This is a genomic window from Pseudoduganella sp. R-43 (assembly GCF_049913255.1).
Lineage (GTDB): Bacteria > Pseudomonadota > Gammaproteobacteria > Burkholderiales > Burkholderiaceae_D > Rugamonas.
In genome coordinates, this window is record NZ_CP183988.1 from 6,253,711 (window position 1) to 6,273,130 (window position 19,420).

At 64.0% G+C, this 19,420-nt stretch carries 18 protein-coding genes; 12 read left to right on the forward strand and 6 right to left on the reverse strand.

All coding sequences use genetic code 11. The features are described from left to right. Entirely contained in the window at positions 1–2,313 is a 2,313-nt protein-coding gene (locus ACN9M3_RS28600; RefSeq protein WP_426319375.1) for an NADP-dependent malic enzyme, read from the reverse strand. Positions 2,314–2,638: 325 nt separating this feature from the next. Between ACN9M3_RS28600 and ACN9M3_RS28605 the strand changes: the two genes are divergently transcribed. The 3 genes from ACN9M3_RS28605 to ACN9M3_RS28615 are packed head-to-tail and all read left to right on the forward strand — an operon-like array spanning position 2,639 to position 4,427. After that, positions 2,639–2,809, forward strand: a complete 171-nt coding sequence (locus ACN9M3_RS28605; RefSeq protein ID WP_426165245.1) for a hypothetical protein — start codon at positions 2,639–2,641, stop codon at positions 2,807–2,809. 34 nt (positions 2,810–2,843) lie between these two features. Continuing rightward, positions 2,844–3,809 carry a thiamine-phosphate kinase gene (gene thiL / locus ACN9M3_RS28610; RefSeq protein ID WP_426319376.1) on the forward strand — a complete coding sequence of 322 codons (966 nt, stop codon included), beginning with the start codon at positions 2,844–2,846 and terminating at the stop codon, positions 3,807–3,809. Between the two features lie 3 nt (positions 3,810–3,812). Next, entirely contained in the window at positions 3,813–4,427 is a 615-nt protein-coding gene (locus ACN9M3_RS28615) for an RDD family protein (protein ID WP_426319377.1), read from the forward strand. Here ACN9M3_RS28615 and ACN9M3_RS28620 read toward each other — a convergent pair. Continuing rightward, a complete protein-coding gene (locus ACN9M3_RS28620; protein WP_426165251.1) occupies positions 4,351–5,193 on the reverse strand; it encodes an AraC family transcriptional regulator in 843 nt (280 codons plus the stop codon). The genes ACN9M3_RS28615 and ACN9M3_RS28620 overlap by 77 nt on opposite strands. A gap of 96 nt (positions 5,194–5,289) precedes the next feature. Between ACN9M3_RS28620 and ACN9M3_RS28625 the strand changes: the two genes are divergently transcribed. Together ACN9M3_RS28625 and ACN9M3_RS28630 are read left to right on the forward strand one after the other, a co-directional pair. Continuing rightward, entirely contained in the window at positions 5,290–5,676 is a 387-nt protein-coding gene (locus ACN9M3_RS28625; RefSeq protein ID WP_426319378.1) for a DUF3224 domain-containing protein, read from the forward strand. A 387-nt stretch (positions 5,677–6,063) separates the two neighbouring features. Continuing rightward, the gene (locus ACN9M3_RS28630) at positions 6,064–6,465 is read left to right on the forward strand and encodes a hypothetical protein (RefSeq protein ID WP_426319379.1); all 402 of its coding nucleotides are present in this window, start codon (positions 6,064–6,066) and stop codon (positions 6,463–6,465) included. A 104-nt stretch (positions 6,466–6,569) separates the two neighbouring features. On the opposite strand, the gene ACN9M3_RS28635 is transcribed toward ACN9M3_RS28630, so the two are convergent. From ACN9M3_RS28635 to ACN9M3_RS28645, 3 genes are read right to left on the reverse strand one after another with little or no spacing between them, the layout of a single operon-like run. Then, positions 6,570–9,164, reverse strand: coding sequence for an EAL domain-containing protein (locus ACN9M3_RS28635; protein WP_426165255.1), 2,595 nt, complete (start codon positions 9,162–9,164; stop codon positions 6,570–6,572). After that, positions 9,161–11,188 (reverse strand): ATP-binding protein, encoded by a 2,028-nt coding sequence (locus ACN9M3_RS28640; RefSeq protein WP_426165257.1) that lies wholly within the window; start codon positions 11,186–11,188, stop codon positions 9,161–9,163. The genes ACN9M3_RS28635 and ACN9M3_RS28640 overlap by 4 nt, the downstream gene beginning before the upstream one ends. Further along, positions 11,185–11,700: a YfiR family protein gene (locus ACN9M3_RS28645; protein WP_426165259.1), complete on the reverse strand. Its 516-nt coding sequence runs from the start codon at positions 11,698–11,700 to the stop codon at positions 11,185–11,187. The genes ACN9M3_RS28640 and ACN9M3_RS28645 overlap by 4 nt, the downstream gene beginning before the upstream one ends. Positions 11,701–11,953: 253 nt before the next feature. On the opposite strand from ACN9M3_RS28645, the gene ACN9M3_RS28650 reads away from it, so the two are divergent. Next, entirely contained in the window at positions 11,954–12,436 is a 483-nt protein-coding gene (locus ACN9M3_RS28650; RefSeq protein ID WP_426165261.1) for a CinA family protein, read from the forward strand. Here ACN9M3_RS28650 and ACN9M3_RS28655 read toward each other — a convergent pair. Continuing rightward, positions 12,433–14,400 (reverse strand): 3'-5' exonuclease, encoded by a 1,968-nt coding sequence (locus tag ACN9M3_RS28655; protein ID WP_426319380.1) that lies wholly within the window; start codon positions 14,398–14,400, stop codon positions 12,433–12,435. The two genes, ACN9M3_RS28650 and ACN9M3_RS28655, sit on opposite strands and share 4 nt — an antisense overlap. A 19-nt stretch (positions 14,401–14,419) precedes the next feature. Between ACN9M3_RS28655 and ACN9M3_RS28660 the strand changes: the two genes are divergently transcribed. The 6 genes from ACN9M3_RS28660 to ACN9M3_RS28685 all read left to right on the forward strand — a co-directional run bounded on the left by ACN9M3_RS28660 (position 14,420) and on the right by ACN9M3_RS28685 (position 19,401). Then, positions 14,420–15,322: a metallophosphoesterase family protein gene (locus ACN9M3_RS28660; protein WP_426319381.1), complete on the forward strand. Its 903-nt coding sequence runs from the start codon at positions 14,420–14,422 to the stop codon at positions 15,320–15,322. Between the two features lie 14 nt (positions 15,323–15,336). Next, positions 15,337–16,065: a hypothetical protein gene (locus tag ACN9M3_RS28665; protein WP_426165267.1), complete on the forward strand. Its 729-nt coding sequence runs from the start codon at positions 15,337–15,339 to the stop codon at positions 16,063–16,065. After that, entirely contained in the window at positions 16,066–16,485 is a 420-nt protein-coding gene (locus ACN9M3_RS28670; protein ID WP_426165269.1) for a hypothetical protein, read from the forward strand. Between the two features lie 118 nt (positions 16,486–16,603). Further along, entirely contained in the window at positions 16,604–16,921 is a 318-nt protein-coding gene (locus ACN9M3_RS28675) for an ArsR/SmtB family transcription factor (RefSeq protein WP_057261009.1), read from the forward strand. Continuing rightward, a complete protein-coding gene (locus tag ACN9M3_RS28680; RefSeq protein WP_426319382.1) occupies positions 16,918–17,940 on the forward strand; it encodes a cation diffusion facilitator family transporter in 1,023 nt (340 codons plus the stop codon). The genes ACN9M3_RS28675 and ACN9M3_RS28680 overlap by 4 nt, the downstream gene beginning before the upstream one ends. 189 nt (positions 17,941–18,129) lie before the next feature. Then, positions 18,130–19,401 carry a dicarboxylate/amino acid:cation symporter gene (locus tag ACN9M3_RS28685; RefSeq protein WP_426319383.1) on the forward strand — a complete coding sequence of 424 codons (1,272 nt, stop codon included), beginning with the start codon at positions 18,130–18,132 and terminating at the stop codon, positions 19,399–19,401. The last annotated feature ends 19 nt before the right edge of the window (positions 19,402–19,420 follow it).

A 19,420-nucleotide genomic window follows, 5' to 3' on the forward strand; every position in this document is an offset into this window, starting at 1 on the left:
TTAAGCGCGTTCCGACACCGCGTCGACCACGCACAGCGCCGTCATGTTGACGATGCGGCGCACGGTGGCGGACGGGGTCAGGATGTGCACCGGCGCGGCGCAGCCGAGCAGGATCGGGCCGATCGCGATGCCGTTGCCGGCGGTCTTGACCAGGTTGTAGGCGATGTTGGCGGCGTCGATGTTCGGCATCACCAGCAGGTTGGCGTCCTGCTTCAGGGTGGTGTTGGGCAAGAGCTTGTGGCGCAGCTTGGAATCGAGCGCGGTGTCGCCGTGCATTTCGCCGTCCACTTCCAGGTCCGGCGCACGCTGGCGCACCAGGTCCAGCGCGGCGCGCATCTTCTGCGCCGATTCGCTGTTGGAGGAGCCGAAGTTCGAATGCGACAGCAGCGCCGCGCGCGGCACCAGGCCGAAGCGCTTCATCTCTTCCGAAGCCATGATGGTGATGGCGGCCAGTTCGTTGGCGTTCGGGTTTTCGTTGACGTGGGTGTCCACCAGCGCCAGCTGGCGGTCCTGCAGCACCAGGATATTCATCGCCGCGTAGACGCAGGCGCCCGGGCGGCGGCCCAGCACCTGGTCGATGTAGTGCAGGTGCAGCTGGGTGGTGCCGAAGGTGCCGCAGATCATGCCGTCGGCATCGCCCTTCTTGATCATCATGGCGCCGATCAGCGAATGGCGGCGGCGCATTTCCAGCTTGGCGTATTCCTGCGTCACGCCCTTGCGCGCGGTCAGCTCGTAATAAGCCTTCCAGTAGTCGCGGTAACGCTCGTCGAAGTCCGGATTGATCACGTCGTAGTCGACGCCCTGCTTCAGGCGCAGGCCGAATTTCTGCACGCGCGCATCGAGCACGGCGGGACGGCCGACCAGGATCGGGCGCGCCAGTTTCTCGTCGACCACCACCTGCACCGCGCGCAGGATGCGCTCTTCCTCGCCTTCGGCGTAGACGATGCGCTTCATGTCGGCCGGGGTCTGCTTGGCCACCGCGAACACCGGCTTCATGAAGGTGCCGGAACGGTAGACGAACTGCTGCAGGCTGTCGGCGTAGGCTTCCAGGTCCTTGATCGGACGGGTGGCCACGCCGGAATCGGCCGCCGCCTTGGCCACGGCCGGCGCGATCTTGGTCAGCAGGCGCGGGTCGAACGGCATCGGGATCAGGTATTCCGGGCCGAAGGCCAGGTTGGCGATGCCGTAGGTGGTGGCGACGATGTCCGACTGCTCGGCGTGGGCCAGGTCGGCAATCGCGTGCACCACGGCGATTTCCATTTCGCGGGTGATGGTGCTGGCGCCGCTGTCGAGCGCGCCGCGGAAGATGTACGGGAAGCACAGCACGTTGTTGACCTGGTTCGGGTAGTCCGAACGGCCGGTGCAGATGATGGCGTCGCCGCGCACCGCCTTCACGTCCTCCGGCAGGATTTCCGGATTCGGGTTGGCCAGGGCCAGGATCAGCGGATTCGGCGCCATCTGCTTGACCATGTCCTGCTTCAGCACGCCGCCGGCGGACAGGCCGAGGAAGATGTCGGCGCCTTCGATGCAGTCGGCCAGGGTGCGGTGCGGGGTGTCGCGTGCGAAGCGTTCCTTGTCCGGGTCCATCAGTTCGGTGCGGCCCTTGTAGACCACGCCGGCCAGGTCGGTGACCAGGATGTTTTCGATCGGGAAGCCGAGGTCGACGATCAGGTCCAGGCAGGCCAGGGCCGCCGCGCCGGCGCCGGACACCACCAGCTTGACGTTCTTGATGTCCTTGCCGATGTATTTCAGGCCATTCAGGATGGCGGCGCCGACGATGATGGCGGTGCCGTGCTGGTCGTCATGGAAGACCGGGATCTTCATCTTCTCGCGCAGCTTGCGCTCGATGTAGAAGCACTCCGGCGCCTTGATGTCTTCCAGGTTGATGCCGCCGAAGGTCGGTTCCAGCGAGGCGATGATGTCGACCAGCTTGTCCGGGTCGGACTCGTTGATTTCGATGTCGAACACGTCGATGCCGGCGAACTTCTTGAACAGCACGCCCTTGCCTTCCATCACCGGCTTGGACGCCAGCGGGCCGATATTGCCCAGGCCCAGCACGGCGGTGCCGTTGGAAATGACGGCCACCAGGTTGCCGCGCGCGGTGTATTTATAGGAGTTGGCCGGGTCGATGACGATTTCTTCGCATGGCGCAGCCACGCCCGGCGAATAGGCCAGCGCCAGGTCGCGCTGGTTGGTCAGTTGCTTGGTGGGGGAGACGCTGATTTTGCCTGGCTTGGGGCACTCGTGGTATTCGAGTGCGGCGGCGCGCAGTTGTTGGCGAAGTTCTTCTTTTTTGTCAGATCCCGAATCCATGCTGTACTGCCCCTTCTATCCTATGTCCGAAAGCTTCCGATTCTAGCAGATAGAGGGATTGCTCTAACGTAGGTATTTTTACCAATCCCGAATTTTCATCGGTTTCCATTGCCTTCCGATTAAGAATCGTCTTGCGGCCCGGGATTTTTCTCCCAATCAAGCTAATAAACTGTCGCCCCGGCGACAATGCTGACTTGCGGCACGAGACCTTAAAATCTAGTTGCGCCAAATCGCATTTGCTTGCAATTTTCGGCGAAAGCAACTTTACATATAGCATTTTTCTGCATAGACTGGATTTACTGGCACTTTACGGAAGGAAAATACCATGCGTGATGCAATCTGGCATTCCTGGTCCCGTCTGTCCGGCGTCCTGTTCCCTGCGACTGCCGTCGCCCTCTTCTTCACCCCGCAAGATTCCAGTTATGTTGCCTTGCTTGCCATGGCGGCACTGGCTTCGGGCGGCACCTGGATTTACCTGCGCGACAAGCCAAACTAAGGACGAAGCCCGGCTACCCCGCTAGAATGGCGGGATGCTTTCCGAATTCGACCTGATCAAACAATACTTCGCCCGTCCCTTGCCCGGACGCGCAGCCCTTGGCATCGGCGACGATTGCGCCTTGCTGGGGCCGTCGCCGGGGATGCAGACGGCCGTTTCCTGCGACATGCTGGTCGAGGGCCGGCATTTCTTTGCCGGCGAAGATGCACAGCGCCTTGGCCACAAGAGCCTGGCCGTCAACCTGTCCGACCTGGCCGCGATGGGCGCCCGTCCGGTGGCTTTTACCCTGGCCCTGGCCCTGCCGGCCGCCGAACGCGCCTGGCTGGAAGGTTTCTCGCGCGGCCTGTTCGCGCTGGCCGACCTGCACGGCTGCGAACTGATCGGCGGCGACACCACCAAGGGGCCGCTGAATATCTGCATCACCGTGTTTGGCGAAGTGGCGCCGGGACGCGCCCTGCGTCGCAGCGCTGCCCGTCCCGGCGACGACATTTGGGTATCCGGCACCCTGGGCGATGCGCGCCTGGCCCTGGCCGGCTACCTGGGTGAACTGGCGCTTCCCGCCGAGCAGCTGGCAGCCGCCGGAACGCGCATGCATACGCCGACGCCGCGCGTGGCGCTGGGCGCGCTGCTGGCCGAGCGCAGCCTGGCCCATGCCGCCATCGATATCTCGGACGGGCTGGTGGGCGACCTTGGCCACATCCTCGAGAAGTCGCGGGTGGGCGCCACCCTGAATGCCGACGCGCTGCCGGCCGGCCCGGTGCTGGCGACCCAGCCGCAGGCGCTGCGCCGCGCCTTTACCGCAGCCGGTGGCGACGACTACGAGATCTGTTTCACCGCGCCCGCCTCGCGGCGCGAGGCGATCCTCGCCGCCGCCGCAGAATGCGGCACCCCGGTCACCCGCATCGGCCGCATCGAGGACGCTGCCGGCCTGCGCTGGACCGATGCATCCGGCGCGCCGTTGGCACTGGAGCTGTCCAGCTTCGACCACTTCTCCACCTGAACAATGACCTTCCGCGAACATTGCCAACGCCTCGATACCGAAGCGCTGCTGGGGCACCTGCGCCTTGACCTGCGCGACGACGCCAAAGCTGTCGTGATGCAGCTTCTGGCCGCGCGCGGCGTCACGCCCGCCACGATCGAACAGGTACTGGCCGACCAGGCGGCCCGTGATGCCGACGCCTTCGCAGAGTCCGAACGCATGGCCAGCTTGGGCGAGCGCATGCTGGCCTTCGGCATCGACTTCGCGGCCTGGCTGCTGGCGGCCGCCTGCCTGCTGGGGACACGCGACGGGGAAACTGCCGCCCTCCCGGCAAGCAGTTTTGAAGTCCTCAGCTGGACCTATTTGCTGCTGCGCGATGCCGGCCCGGGCCTCAGCCCAGGCAAGCGCCTGCTGGGGCTGCGGGTCGTCCGCGCGTCGGACGAAGGCCCGATATCGTTGCTCAGCTCAATACTGCGCAACGCCACGCATCTGATCTTCATTCTCGATGCTCTGTTCATCCTGGGCGAGCGCCGCAGGCGGCTCGGCGATAAGCTGGCCCGGACTATCGTGCTGCGGGCGGCGGCAGTTGGCGCAAGTATTCCCCCGGCGGCTTGCCCACCAGCGCAGCAAAATCCTTGATGAAGTGGGCCTGGTCGTAATAGCCCAGGCTGAGCGCGAGCTGGGCCAGCGCCGGGGCGGTGCCGGCCTGCAGCCGGGCCACGGCTTCGTGCATGCGATAGCGCTTGATCACCCATTTCGGACCGACGCCAACGTATTGCTGGAACAGGCGCTGCAGGGCGCGCTTGTTGATGCCCGCCTGTTCGGCCAACGCGTCCACCGTCAGCAGCGCCGGATTGCCTGCCACGGCAGCCACCAGCGCTGCGGCGCGGCCTGCGTCTTCATCCGCCCGGGGCAGGCGTGCCAGGAGAAAAGCTTCCGCCAGGGCAGCCATCGCAGAGGGCGCCGCATCGGCGGACGTTGCGCAGGCGCGCAGCTGCTGCGTCAGCTGTTCGCCGCCGGCGCCGAACAGCTGCGCCAGCGCGACACGCCGGTCGGACAGTTCCGCGACTGCGCGGCCGAAGAAGGGACGAAAACCGCCCGGCCTGAACTTGATGCCGAACGCGAAGCCCTGCCCCGCAAGCAGCTTGGTGTAGCGCGCCGTATGCACGCCGTACACGCCGTCCGTATCATTCTCGATCACCAGGTGCACATTGGGATGCGGCAGCGTTTCCTGCTGCTGCGGCGGATGGCCCTGCATGTCCCAGCCGACGAACCAGTAATGCTCGACCCATTCCGCCAGCGCGGCGCTGGGCGCCATGCGTTCATGGCAGAATGAGCCCACCTTGATATGCGGCACCAGGATGCCGCGCGGCTCAGTTTCGATTTGTCGCGTTTTTCCAATCATCAGGCGATGGAGACTACCATAATGGCGGCCATGAAAACACTGATCCCCCTACTATTCGCATTCGCCGCCGCTGCGGCCAATGCAGGAGACAAGCCCATGCAAATCGAAGGCACGTTCGACGTCAAACTCACGCCGCAGCCGGCGGTGGAGGGCCAGCCCTGGGGCCGGCAAACCATTAGCAAGACTTTCCACGGCCCGCTCGATGGCACCAGCAAGGGCGAAATGCTGGCCGTCATGACTGCCGTGAAAGGCTCGGCCGGCTATGTCGCTCTGGAACAGGTCAGCGCCACGCTGGAGGGCCGCAAAGGCAGCTTCTTCCTGCAGCACTCCGGCCTGATGAACAAAGGCACGCCGACACTGAACGTCAGCGTCGTCCCCGACTCCGCCACCGGCGAACTGGCCGGCCTGCAAGGCACGATGACCATCGACGTGACCGGCGGCCAGCACCGCTACACTTTCAACTACCAGCTGCCGTCACGCTGACCTGCCTCAATATCGCAGTCCGCCGTGCCCCTATGCTTGAAGCAGCGGCGCAACGGGGATAGCGATGGCAAATCTTTCCGAGGAAGAAGCACTAGCATTAATGACTGTTCGCAGCCACTGCGATGACTTATGCAACTGGAAGCTCGAGCGAGAGCGAAGCGTAACCTGGGAAATCTCGTCTGGCGTGCCAAACACAATTGGCATCAGAAAGGACCAGTTCATCCAATTGCAGCTCCCATGAACATTTTGGCTGCAGTCGCCGGGAAGAACAGCCTGGATGGCAAAGCTGGGACTTTGAATTGGCGCTTGCACACTTCTGCCAAAGGGCTAACATTTACCTGATGCCCATCCCAATGGATCCACGTTCGGCGTTCAAGGAGAAGGGATATGCTAAAAAACATCATTGAGGCCGCAACAGGCCTGAGCTGTGAAGTGGATGAAAACGACGAAAGCGCAGTAGTCTTCGCTCCACGCCCCTTTAAAGACGAACCGGAGTACTTTCTCTTGATCGAGAAGAGGGGCGACAAACTGCTGCTGACGGACGAAGGCGGAGTAATGCTTCATCATGGCCGCTGCGCAAAAGTGGTTAAAGAGATTTCTGCCATCGTGCGGGGCAGCGACCTGGACTTCACGAATGACGCCATTGAGTTACGCTGCGATGTCGACGAACTGGCTCCCGCAGTAAAAAAATTTCTCGCCACGATGTCAGCCTTGGCCGCACATGAACAGGAGTTCAACGAGATGTGGTGGCAAAGCTGGCAAGAATCAAAGGCAATTGCCGCGAAATGATGTCATGAAGTGGTCACAAGCAGCGACTATTATCCTGCCTGTCTCCACATTCATACCACTCCCGTGAATGTTTTCCAGCCGCCCCCATCGTGGGCGGCATTTTTTTATCCGGTGAGCGCGGTATGGTCTTCGCCCGGTTCCCCGGCGCGGCGGCCGCTGCCGTGCATCAGCCAGTAGTGGTGGAAGGCCAGGCGGATATTGTCGCGCAGCTGGGTGTCGTCCCACGGCTTGGTGTAGAAGCGGTAGATCGCGCCGCGGTTGATCGAGTCGAGCACCGCTTCCAGCCCGGTGTAGCCGGACAGGATGATGCGGATCGTGTCCGGGTACATTTCCTTGACCTTGGCCAGGAATTCGGTGCCGCTCAGGATCGGCATGCGCTGGTCGCACACGATCACCTGCACCGGATACAGCGCCAGCAGGTCGAAACCTTCGGCCGGCGACTCCGCCGTCAGGATGCGGTAGCCGTCGCGGCGGAACAGGCGGTGCAGCGAGGACAGCACGTTGACGTCGTCGTCCACCAGCAGCAGGGTTTGCGGCGGCTCGGCCGCCACATTGGGGTCGGGCGGCAGGCTCTTGCCCGATTCGGCCAGCGCGCCCATCTCCGGCGCGGCCAACGGACGGCTGAAGAAGTAGCCCTGGATTTCGTCGCAGCGGTTGCGGCGCAGGTATTCCAGCTGCGGCCGCGTCTCCACGCCTTCCGCAATCACGCGCAGCTTGAGGCTGTGCGCCATGCTGATGATGGCCAGCGCAATCGCGGCATCGTTGGGATTGGTCGTGATATCGCGCACGAAGGCGATGTCGATCTTCAGCTTGTCGATCGGGAAGCGCTGCAGGTAGGCCAGCGAGGAATAGCCGGTGCCGAAATCGTCGATCGCCACCTTGATGCCCAGTTGCTTGAGCGCCGTCAGCACCTGGATGGTGCGCTCGGCATTGGACATCAAGGCCGTTTCGGTCAATTCCAGCTCCAGCAGTTCGGGCGGCACATTGTGCCGTTCCAGCGCCTGCCGCACGTCGTTTTCCAGGTCGCCCTCGACGAACTGGCGGCTGGCCACGTTCACGGCCACGTGCACGCCGCCAACCGGCGTGCGCAGCCAGGTCGCGATCTGGCGGCAGGCGGCATCGATGATCCAGCTGCCGACGCGCACGATCAGGCCCGTCTCTTCCAGTACGCCGACGAATTCCGCCGGATAGACCAGGCCATAGCCCGGCCGGTTCCAGCGCAGCAGAGCCTCCGCGCCGCTGATGCGGCCCGCGGTCAGGTTGACCTTGGGCTGGTAGTGCAGCTCCAGTTCGTTGTTGTCCAGTGCGCGCCGCAGCGCCATCTCCAGGTCGAGGCGCGCCAGCACCTGCACGTTCATGCCGGCGGTGAAAAAGCGGTAGCCGTCGCCGCCGGCCTCCTTGGCGCGCTCCATGGCGGTGTTGGCATACTTGACCAGCGTCTCCGGATCGTTGGCGTCGTCCGGGTACATGGCGATGCCGATGGAGGCGGTCAGCGTGGCCTGGTGATCGTCCAGCTCGAAGGGCGAGCGCAGGGCATCGCGCACTTCGTTTGCCACCAGGACCGCGTCCTGCTGGTCGCGCGTCATGGTCAGGATCAGCGCGAACTCGTCGCCGCCCAGGCGGCCCACCGTATCGCGCAAGCGCACGCATTGCACCAGGCGGTTGGAAAATTCGTGCAGCAACTGGTCGCCCATGGCGGCGCCCATCGAGTCGTTGACCTTGCGGAAGCGGTCCAGGCCGATGAACAGCACCACGATGCGCCATTCCTTGTCCTGCGCCAGCTCGATCGATTCGCCGAGGGTCTGGAAGAACAGGGTGCGGTTGGGCAGGCCGGTCAGACGATCGTAATGCGCCATGTGGCGCAGGCGCTCTTCGGCCAGGCGCCGTTCGGTGATGTCGCGCGCCACGCAGATCAGGGTGCGGTGTGCCGACTCTCCTTCGCTTTGCAGCAGCCAGTAGACTTCCACGGGCACCGTGGCGCCATCGCCGCGCTGCAGTTCGATTTCCATCAACTCCGGCGCGCGGTGCGGCGCCGCCTTCGCCTGGCCGGCGCGCTCGGCCTGCGCCGACAGCGTATCGCGGCCGCCAAGCCCAAGCCGGGCCGGCTCCAGCGACAGCAGTTGCGCGCGCGGGTGGCCCAGCATGCGGCAGGCGCCTTCGTTGACGTCCACCAGCGCCAGTGTATTGGTGTCGATCAGGAAGATGGCGTCGGCGGTGGCGTCCATGGCGCTGCGAAAGCGCTGCAGGTCGGCGGTGCGGGCGCGCACGGTCTGCTCCAGCACCTCGTTGTAGTCGCGCGCCTGCTGGTGCAGCAGCCGCACTTCCAGCATATTGTTGATGCGCGTGAGCACCTCGACCGGGTCGAAAGGCTTGCTGACGAAGTCGCGCGCGCCGGCATCGAGCGCCGGCAGCTTCTGGTCCGGCTGCGCCGTCACCACCAGCACCGGCAGGTATTCCGGCTCCAGCGGCTTGAGCGCCTCCATCACGTCGAAGCCGCTCATGCCGGGCATGTGCAGGTCGAGGATGATCAGGTCGTAGCGGTGCTCTTCGTGCCAAGGCGCCACCATGCGCGGGTCGGTGGTGGAGCTGACGTTCACGTAGCCGCTGGTCTGCAGCAGGTATTCCAGCAACTGCACATTGACCGGCTGGTCGTCCACTATCAGGACTTTGGCGTTCAGGATATCGTCGCGGCTGATCACTTGGACGTACTCCCTTCTTCCTCCCTGCGTGCCAGGAAGGCCATGGTGCTGTTGATCGCTTCCGTGAACTCGTCGATGTTGATCGGCTTGATCAGGTAGCGGAAGAAGCCTGCCGCCAGGCCTTTTTCCACGTCGCGCGGCATGGCATTGGCGGTCAGGGCGATGACGGGGATGTGCGCGGTGCGGGGATCGCTGGCCAGCAGCTTGACGGCGTCGATGCCGTTCAGGCCCGGCAGGTTGATGTCCATCAGGATGATGTCCGGCTGGTGGGCGCGCGCCAGCTCGATGCCAAGGTGGCCGTCCGGCGCGGAAATCAGTTTCAGGTCGGGGCGGAAGCTGATGATCTCTTCCACCAGCTTGAGGTTGGCCGGGTTGTCTTCCACATACAGGATCATGGCCGGCTCGCCTTCCGCGTGGCGCTGTTGCTGGGGCGGCCGCTCGGCATTGGGGTCGATGCGCGACGGCGTCGGCTCGGTCGATTCCAGCTCGATCCAGAACATGCTGCCCACGCCCTGGCTGCTGGTCACGCCGATGGTTCCGCCCATCAGCTCCACCAGGCGCTTGGTCACCACCAGGCCGATGCCGGTGCCCTCCTCCGCCCCGCTTTCCTGGCCCAGGCGGTTGAAGGGCTGGAACAGCTGCTTGACCTGCTCCGGCCTGAGCCCCATCCCGGTATCCTGCACCGAGACCCGCAGCAGGCTGGTGCCGCTCGGGCTGCAGTCGACCACCACGGCGCCGCCATCGCGGTTGTACTTGATCGCGTTGGACAACAGGTTGAGCACGATCTGCTTCAGGCGGGTGCGGTCGGCCGTGACATGGGAGGTGCAGCCGTCCGGGAACAGCAGGCGGATGCCGCGCGCGCTTGCCAGCGGCGCCACCATGCCTTCGCACTCGTGCAGGATTTCGTTGAGCGCCACCGGTTCCAGCGACAGCGCCACGGCGCCCGACTCGATCTTGGCCAGGTCGAGGATCTCATTGATCAGGGTCAGCAGGTGGCGTCCGGATTTCAGGATGTGGTTGGCAAATTCGCGTTTCTGCACCAGCGTGGAAGGCAGTTTTTCCGAGGTCAGGATTTGCGCGAAGCCGAGGATGGCGTTCAGCGGCGTGCGCAGTTCATGGCTCATGGAGGAGAGGAAGGCCGACTTGGCCTGGTTGGCGCTCTTTGCCTCCTGCATTGCCATGGCCAGCTCGCTGTTGGCCTGCTCCAGCTGCAGGGTGCGTTCGTGCACGCGCTGCTCCAGTTCCTCGTTCAGGCGCATGACTTCCTGCTGCGCCTTGCTGCGCTGTTCCGCCTCGCGCGCGATTTCGCTGTTCGAGGTTTCCAGCTCGCGCGTGCGGCTTTCGATCTCGCCCAGCATCTTGTTGAAGGCATCGGCCAGCTCGGCCACCTCGTCGTTGCTGGTACCCGGCGCACGGCGCGAATAGTCGCCGGTCGCCATCACCTCGCGCGCGACGTCGGCAATCGCCAGCACCGGCTGCGTGACGACCTTGTTCAGGGGCCGCATCAGCAGGTAGGCAATGCCCATCGCCAGGAAGGTGGCGACGATGGCAATCATCATGTAGTCGCCGAAGCGCCCCAGGAGTTCATAGTCCGACTGCAGGTAGACGGTGCCCAGCAATTCGCCGTTGTCGCGGATGCGGCGGAACAGCATCATCTTGCCGTCCTCGAAAGCCACGCCCTCGGCCTGCGGCGCAGCCGGCACGCTGATATCGATGCCCGGCGCCACATAGGTAGCGAACAGCTGGCCGCGCGCGTTGTAGATGGCGCCGGCATTGACCTTGGGCCGCAGGCGCAGCAGGGCCAGGTTCTCCTTGGCCAGCCGCGGATCGTCGAACGTCAGCGCCGGCGCGCTCATATGCCCAAGCAGCTCGGCCTGGGTCGTCATGTCGGAACTGAGGGACTGGTGGTAGGCGCGCAAGTCGTACGCGATGATGGTGCCGAGCGACACCAGCAGGGCCGCCAGCGTGACCAGCATCACCACGCCAAGCAGCTTTTGCGGCAGGGAGCGGCGGCGCGTCATCATCCCGCCACCTGCTGCACGCGAAGGGCGGCCGACAGCATGCGCGCGCTGATCTTCAGGCGCGCTACGGCCGCGTGTTTCAGGGAGACTTCAAAACGCAGCCTTTCGTCGGCGATGACGAAATTGATCATGCTGCCCATGCCGAAAGTCTCGTCGCCATCGGTGACGGTCAGCACCGGCTGGCCGCGGCTGGCGGCCAGCAGCTCCTGCGCCAGCGCCCTCTCCTGCGCCGGGATGAACAGGATGTGGACGCCGGCCAGGCTGTCGCCGCGCTTGATGCGCCTGACCTGCAGCGGCCGGCCGTTGGCCGTATGGCCGGCAACCGTCTGTTCCAGTTGCTCGGCCAGCGGGTCGGCGCCGGCAACGCCGATCACGATTGGCGCATCCGGGCGCGCAAAGCTGCCCTCGGGCCATTCAACGAAGCCGGCAAACTTGTACAGGTAGGCAGCCTTGACCTGGCGCTCCAGGCTGGAGCCGGATTGGGCATGGGCGCACAGGGGCAGCAGCGCAGCCAATAGCAGCGCAACCCAGAAAACGGGACATCTTCCTTGGAGAGTCCTCACCACCGTGCCTCGCGAACAGGGGATTTGGGGCATTCTATCGCTGAGTACCCGACAGCGGCGCAATTATTGGTTTATCGCACCACAAAAGCCTTCCCCGGCTTGCAAGTTAGTCGTGACGCCACATTATTGCGGTGCAGCGTGGTCAATCTGCACAGCAGCGCGCTAGAATGGGTTCAAACGCTTTTGTTTGCTAAAGGAGCCACAAGTGAGTACAGACATCAACGAACTGGCCGCCCAGGTGGGTAAGGCCTTGCAAGACAAAGGCTTGCTGTTGGCAACCGCGGAATCGTGCACCGGTGGCGGCATCTCCACGGCAATCACGGACATTGCCGGCTCCACCGGCTGGTTCGATTGCGGCTTTGTCTGCTATTCGAACGCATCTAAGACCGAAATGCTGGAAGTACCGGCCGCCATGATGGCGCAATTCGGTTCCGTCAGCGAAGAAGTGGCAGCCGCCATGGCGCAAGGCGCGCTGGGCTCCAGCAATGCGCATGTGGCGGTATCGGTCACCGGCATTGCCGGCCCCACCGGCGCGGTGCCGGGCAAGCCGGTCGGCACGGTCTGTTTTGGCTGGGCCAACGCCGATACCGTGCACACCGAACGGCTGGTGTTCTCCGGCGACCGCCAGGCGGTGCGCGCGCAGACCATCGAGCATTCGCTGAAAGGCCTGCTGCGCTTTATTAACTAGTTGAGCAAGCGGCTGCGGCGCTCCGCTGCAGCCGGTTCGAACAGGGTCAGGCCGGCGATGGCGCGGCTGATCGCCACGTACAGGTAGCGCCGTTCTTCGGCGTATTCATCGCCATTACGGGTGGCGCGCGGGAACTGGCCTTCTTCCATATACGGCAGCAGCACCTGCTGCCACTCCCTTCCCTTTGCCGACTGCACCGTGGCCAGCGCCAGCGTCTTACTCGCTGTACCGCGTGCCGCAGGCTTGCCGCGCGTTGCCACCTGGCGGCGGCGCAGTTCTTCGAGGAAGGCCGGCGCCTTGGCATCGCCCTGGCGCTGGGCAAAATCAAGGAAGGCGCGCAGGGTGCGCAGCACGGAGTCGGCGTGGGCGCGCTTGACGAAAGTGCGGCGGGTAGCGGCCGGCAGGTCGAGGCCCGTGCTGGCCAGTTCCAGCAATTGCGCAGCGCTGGCCGTCGGGGCCTGCGCCTTCAACTGCTCCAGCACGGCGGCCAGGCGCTGCTTCCAGCGCCGCGTGGCGCCGCTGTCGTAAGGCTGTTCGGCGCACAGCAGGCCGCTGAACATGAATTCCAGGGTTTCCGGGTCGCGCACCACGGCGTCCTTCTGCTGCTGGTAGGCGTCGCCAGAGCCGTACATGGCGTGGCTGGCCTCGTAGTCGCGGCGATCGCCCGACACGGCGAAATAGGTTTGCAGGCCGTCGACCATCAGCTCGCAGCTTTCCTTGTCCGCCTTCAGCGTGCTGTAGTCGCCGCTGGCCACGTGCAGCAGGGCGCGCAGGGCCATGATCTCGGGGCGCTTGAGGTAGGAGGCGAAGCCGTCGCAGTTGTAGGGCAGGCCGGCGTCCAGCAAGGCGTTTTCGATTTCCACGCTCTGGTCCACTTCACGCAGGATGATGGCCAGGTCGGGGCCGAGCGCCAGCTCTTTCGCCTTGGCGACGACAGCCCGGGCGCAAGCTTGCGGATCGGCGTGCTCATATTCGACGTGGCGCACTTCCGAGTAGGTGTCCGGGTGCGATTCGAAGCCGCATTTCGGCAAGGCGCGTTCCAGCAGTTTTTTCAGCGACACGCCGCAGCGGCGCGACTGCGACAGCGGCAGGCGTTCCGCGTCCGGGAAGGCCAGCTCGAAGCCGCCGCCCGAAAAGCGCGGGTCGGCGCCGCGTTCGGCGTTGATCACCTGGTGGCGGTCGCCCACCACCACCAGCCGCGCGTTGCGGCGGAACAGTTGCAGCAACTCGAATTCGGCGGCATTCACGTCGTGCCATTCGTCGACCAGCAGCAAGTCGGCCTGCGGCATGTCGTGCACGGCTTCCTGAAAGCGGCGCAGGATGGACACCAGGTCGGTCGCGTAATCGACCGGCGCCTGCCACAGGATATGCCCGGCCTGCGGCTGGCGGCGGCGCTCGAACTCGTGGAATATCTCCACGATCTCGCGGTCTTCCAGCTGGAACTCATTGCACAATTCGTCGAAAGTGAAGTCGTCGAAGACCTCATCCTCGAAGCGCAAGGTGGCCAGGGTCGCCTTCATCTGCGCCAGCAATTGCAGCATCATTTCCACGCGCTGGGTGCTGCGCTCGAAATCGAAATCGAATTCCGTATAGCGGCCCTCGTGGCGCTGCCAGACCGTGTTGGCGGCTGCCACCAGCATGGGGCGCATCTGCTCCAGGCTGGACCAGCGCTCGGGCAGGTCCAGCCAGTTGCCGTGCTCCGCGATGCGCGTGAGCTGCGAGCGCGCCAGCGCTTCCACCGTCAGCACCTGCACCTTGCGCTCCGGGCATTCCAGCGCCAGCTTCTCGTAAAAGCGCTGGCGCGCCCCTTCCGAGAAACACAGGCCCAACACGACGCCCGGTTCCTGTGCCGCCAGCATGGCCAGCGTGGTAGTCTTGCCTGTCCCTGCGCGGGCCTCGATCATCAAGGTCCGGGCGCGGGACTTCAGGATCGCTTCCTGCTCGCTGGATGGTGAAACTCGCATGCCTGTTCAAATGGTGCCAATGAAAACACGCATTCTACCTTGGCTGGCCGTCGCAGCCGCCCTCTCCGCTCCAGCCGCCGGGCATGCCGCGCGCCCCCTGACGGTGTACGCCGCCGGCGACATCGCCGACTGCCGCTACAACCGCGCCGCCGACTCCGGCGCCGCCGGAACCGCTGCCATCATTGCCAGGGGCGACCCCGAGGCCCTGATCCTCACCCTGGGCGACCATACCTACCCGAATGGCGCCCCGGCCGAATTCAGCGACTGCTACGCCCCTACCTGGGGCCAGTTCAAGGCGCGCACCCGGCCCACGCCCGGCAACCATGAATACACCAGCGGCAAGGCGGCAGGCTATTTCGACTACTTCGGCGAACTGGCCGGCCCTGCCGGACGTGGCTATTACAGTTTCGACAAGGGCGGCTGGCACTTCATTTCCCTGAACAGCGACCTGAAAACCGCCGAGCACCAGCGCCAGCTCCTGTGGCTCAAAGACGACCTGGCAGCCAGCAAGGCGCGTTGCACCCTCGCCTACTGGCACGCGCCCATGTATAGTTCTGGCGGGCACACACCAACCAGGAAGATGCAGGACGTCTGGCGCGCCCTGCATGCGGCAGGCGTCGAACTGGTGCTGTCCGGGCATGACCACGACTACGAGCGCCTGGCGCCGATGGATGCGGACGCGCAGCCCGATGCGGCGCGCGGCGTGCGCCAGTTCGTGGTCGGCACCGGCGGCGCCATGCTGACGCCCTTCCTCTGGCTCAATGAGCAGAGCGAGGCGCGCTCCAACTGGCGCACCGGCGTGCTGAAACTGGTATTGAAGGAAAACAGCTACGAATGGGAGTTCCTGCCGGTCCAGCCGAAGACGGCGCCGGAACGCCCGCAGCAGGAAGCCCGTGACAGCGGCACGGCCAACTGCCACTGATAACAGGAGCATCAATGCAAAACACGGTTCACTTCGTCCTGCAGGGCAAGGGCGGTATCGGCAAGACGTATGTATCGACCATCCTCGCGCAATGGCTGAAAGCCAAGAGCGAAGGCCCGCTGCGCTGCTACGACACCGACCAGGAAAACACCACCTTCTCGCGCTACAAGGCACTGGACGTGAAGCACGTGCCGGTGATGACCGAATCGCGCACCATCGACCCCAAGCGCTTCGACGCCCTGATGATCGACATCCTGGAAGAAGACGGCAACTGCGTGGTCGACAACGGCGCCAACACGTTCTCGCCGCTGATGGCCTACCTGATTGAGAACGACTGCTTCAACCTGCTGGAAGAATCGGGCCGCAAGGTGTACATCCACACCATCGTTGGCGGCGGCGACACGCTGCACGATACCGCGATGGGCTTCGTCACCACGGCCAAGTCGACCCAGGTGCCGCTGGTGCTGTGGGAGAACGAGCATTTCGGCCTGCTGCAATCGGCATCCGGCAAATCCTTCCTCGAATCGCAGACCTACGCCGACAACTCGCAGCGCGTGCGCGGCCGCATTGTGCTGAGCGCGCGCAATGCCGACACCTTCGGCGCCGACGTGAAGAAGATGAACACCGGCCGCCTGACGGTGGACGAAGTGAAGGCCAGCGACAAATTCAATGTGATGGAAAAGCAGCGCATCAAGGTCGTGTTCCGCGACCTGTTCGAACAACTCGACCTGGTGAACTGGTAAATGGCCCTCGACCCGCAGAAACTACGCCTGCACGTATTCGAAAAGACCGGCATCAAGGTAGATGTCGACGACCCGATCTTTGCCCTGGTGGCCTTGAACGAAGCGGTACTGGAAGAAGCGGTCGAGCGCCACCTGGCGCGCCTGGACGGCGCGCATGCCCCAGCGGCAATGCCAGGCGCCGCCTACGTCCCGCCCCCTGGCGCCCGCCCCATCCCCACCTCGCACGAGCCCTTCTCGCGCCGCGAACTGCGCCTGCTGGCAGCCGCCGCAGGGGTAGCAGTCCTGACCGCCGCCCTGGTGTTGATCGGACAGGCAATGTTCAGCAAACCGGCCGGCATCCCGCCCGCCAAGCTCGAGCGCGCCCTGCAAACCCTCGACGCCAAAACCCGCACCGCCTTCGAAGCTGAACTTGCCAAATAAAAGTCGGGGTCAGGTCTGGCAATCCGCCACCAATTTCGCTATGCGAAATTGGTGGCGGATTGCCAGACCTGACCCCGACTTTCATGCTAACATGTGAATACCTATTCATTTGTTTGCTATGGCTATCTATTCTGACAACGATGCTTCCGTCGCGGAGCTGGCGGACCTGTTCCATTTGCTGGGGGATTCGACCCGGCTGCGCATTGTGCTGGCTTGCCTGGAGCAGCCGATCGCAGTCAGCGATATCGCGGGTTCGCTGCAACTGAGCTCTTCGCTGGTCAGCCACCACCTGCGCCTGCTGCGCGCCGCGCGTATCGTCAAGTCTGAGCGCCAGGGCAAACAAGTCTTCTATTCCACCGCTGATGCCCATATCAGCGGCGTCCTGCGCGATATGCTGGAACATATCGCCGAACCATCCAACGGTAACGAACAATGAGCGCCCATCATCATCACGGACATGGCCACGACCACGGCCATCATCACCACCATCACGGCGAAGTAGGCCACGGCCGCGCTTTTGCCATTGCGATCGCGCTCAACGCGGTGTTCGTTGCCATCGAGTTCTTCTACGGTTTCCTGGCCAATTCGACGGCGCTGATGGCCGACGCGGGCCATAACCTGTCGGACGTATTGAGCCTGATCCTTGCCTGGGGCGCGGCCATCCTGGCCAAGCGCGAGCCGTCCGGCCGCTATACCTATGGCCTGCGCAGCAGCTCCATCCTGGCTGCGCTGTTCAACGGCATGCTGCTGATGGCGGCCACCGGCGCGATCGCATGGGGCGCTTTCCAGCGTTTGATGGAGCCTACGCCTGTGGCGGGGTTGACCGTGTCCGTGGTGGCCGGCATCGGTATTGCCGTCAACGGCATTTCGGCCTGGCTGTTCATGAAGGGCAGCAAGGACGACCTGAATATCCGCGGCGCCTACCTGCACCTGGCGGCCGATGCCGCCATCTCGCTGGGCGTGCTGATTGCGGGCCTGGTGGTCATGTACACCGGCTGGGCGTGGATCGACCCTGCCGTGTCTCTGGTGATCGTGGTGCTGATCATGAAGAGCACCTGGTCGCTGCTGCGCGAGGCGCTGGACATGACGCTGGGCGCGGTGCCCGGCAACGTGGATGCAGGCGAAGTGGAAAAATTCCTGCTGGCCAGCCCTGGCGTGGCCGGCGTGCACGACCTGCATATCTGGTCGATGAGCACCACCGATGTGGCGCTGACTTGCCACCTTGTCATGCCGGGCGGCTACCCGGGCGATATGGCCATCGACGACATTGCGCGCCAGTTGAAGGAGCAATTCGGCATCCACCATACGACATTGCAAACCGAGCAAGGTACCACCCAGCATGAGTGCTGCCTGCAAGGCCAGGGGCATGCGCTTGAGGACAAGCATGACCACGACCATGACCATGACCATGATCACCAGCACGATCACGATCACCACCATGGTCATGCGCATTAAGCCAAGAAGTCATACACAGCCTCTCCACGCCGTCCAAGTCCTGGGACTGTAAAATTGCCAGCCGGCATCATTAGTATGCCGGCAGGCTTATAAATCAAGCACTTACCGGAATCCGTCCAACGGGCACACAGCTTGCTGTTGTCCCGGGACCCCGCCACACACGCGGGGACCTACACAACGGAGACCGGAATGCAAAAGAAGCGCCCCCTTACCCTCTACATCCTGTTCGCGATGCTGCTTGGCATCGCCGTCGGCTACGCCTGTCACACGGTTTTCCCTGACAAGAAGCTCACCGCCGACATCTCGGCCCACATCTCGCTGGTGACCGACATCTTCCTGCGCCTGATCAAGATGATCATTGCGCTGCTGGTGTTCTCGACCCTGACCGTCGGCATCGCCAACCTGAGCGACGGCAAGGCCGCCGGCCGCATCGGCGCCAAGGCTTTCGCCTGGTTCATCGTCGCTTCGCTGGTCTCCCTGGCGCTCGGCATGCTGCTGTCGAATGTGATGCAGCTTGGGACCAACCTGGGCCTGCCGCTGCCCGCCATCGACGCCAGCACCGGCCTGAAAACCTCGGCCTTCACGCTGAAGGATTTCATCACCCACGTGGTGCCGAAGTCGCCGATCGAGGCCATGGCCAATAACGAGATCCTGCAAGTGCTGGTGTTTTCGATCTTCTTCGGCTCCGCGCTGGGCGCGCTGGGCGAATCCGGCAAGCGCCTGCTGGACGTAGTCGACGAGCTGGCACAGGTGATGCTGCGCATTACCGGCACCATCATGGGCCTGGCCCCGCTGGCGGTGTTTGCCGCCATGGCTTCGGTGGTCACCACCAATGGCCTCGGCATCCTTGCCACCTTCGCCAAGTTCATGGGCGGCTTCTACTTCGGCCTGTTCTGCCTGTGGGCACTGCTGATCGGCGCCGGCTTCGCCGTGCTGGGCCCGCGCGTCCTGCGTTTGGTCGGCCTGATCCGCGAACCGTTCCTGCTGGCCTTCTCCACCGCCAGCTCGGAAGCGGCCTATCCCAAACTGCTGGTCGCGCTGGACAAGTTCGGCGTGCAGCGCCGCATCTCCAGCTTCGTGCTGCCAATGGGTTATTCCTTCAACCTGGACGGCTCGATGATGTACTGCACCTTCGCCGTGCTGTTCATCGCCCAGGCTTATGGCATCGACCTGTCGCTGGGCACCCAGATCACCATGCTGCTGCTGTTGATGCTGACCTCGAAAGGCATGGCCGGCGTGCCGCGCGCTTCGCTGGTGGTGATCGCCGCCACCCTGACCCAATTCCACATCCCTGAAGCCGGCCTGCTGCTGTTGATGGGCGTGGACCAGTTCCTCGACATGGGCCGCTCGGCCACCAACGCCGTCGGCAACGCCATCGCAACCGCCGTCGTGGCGAAGTGGGAAGGCGCGCTCGGCGAAGAAGAACAAGCGGACGAACACAGCTACATTCGCGCCGCATAAGAACAACAACCTCAGGAGA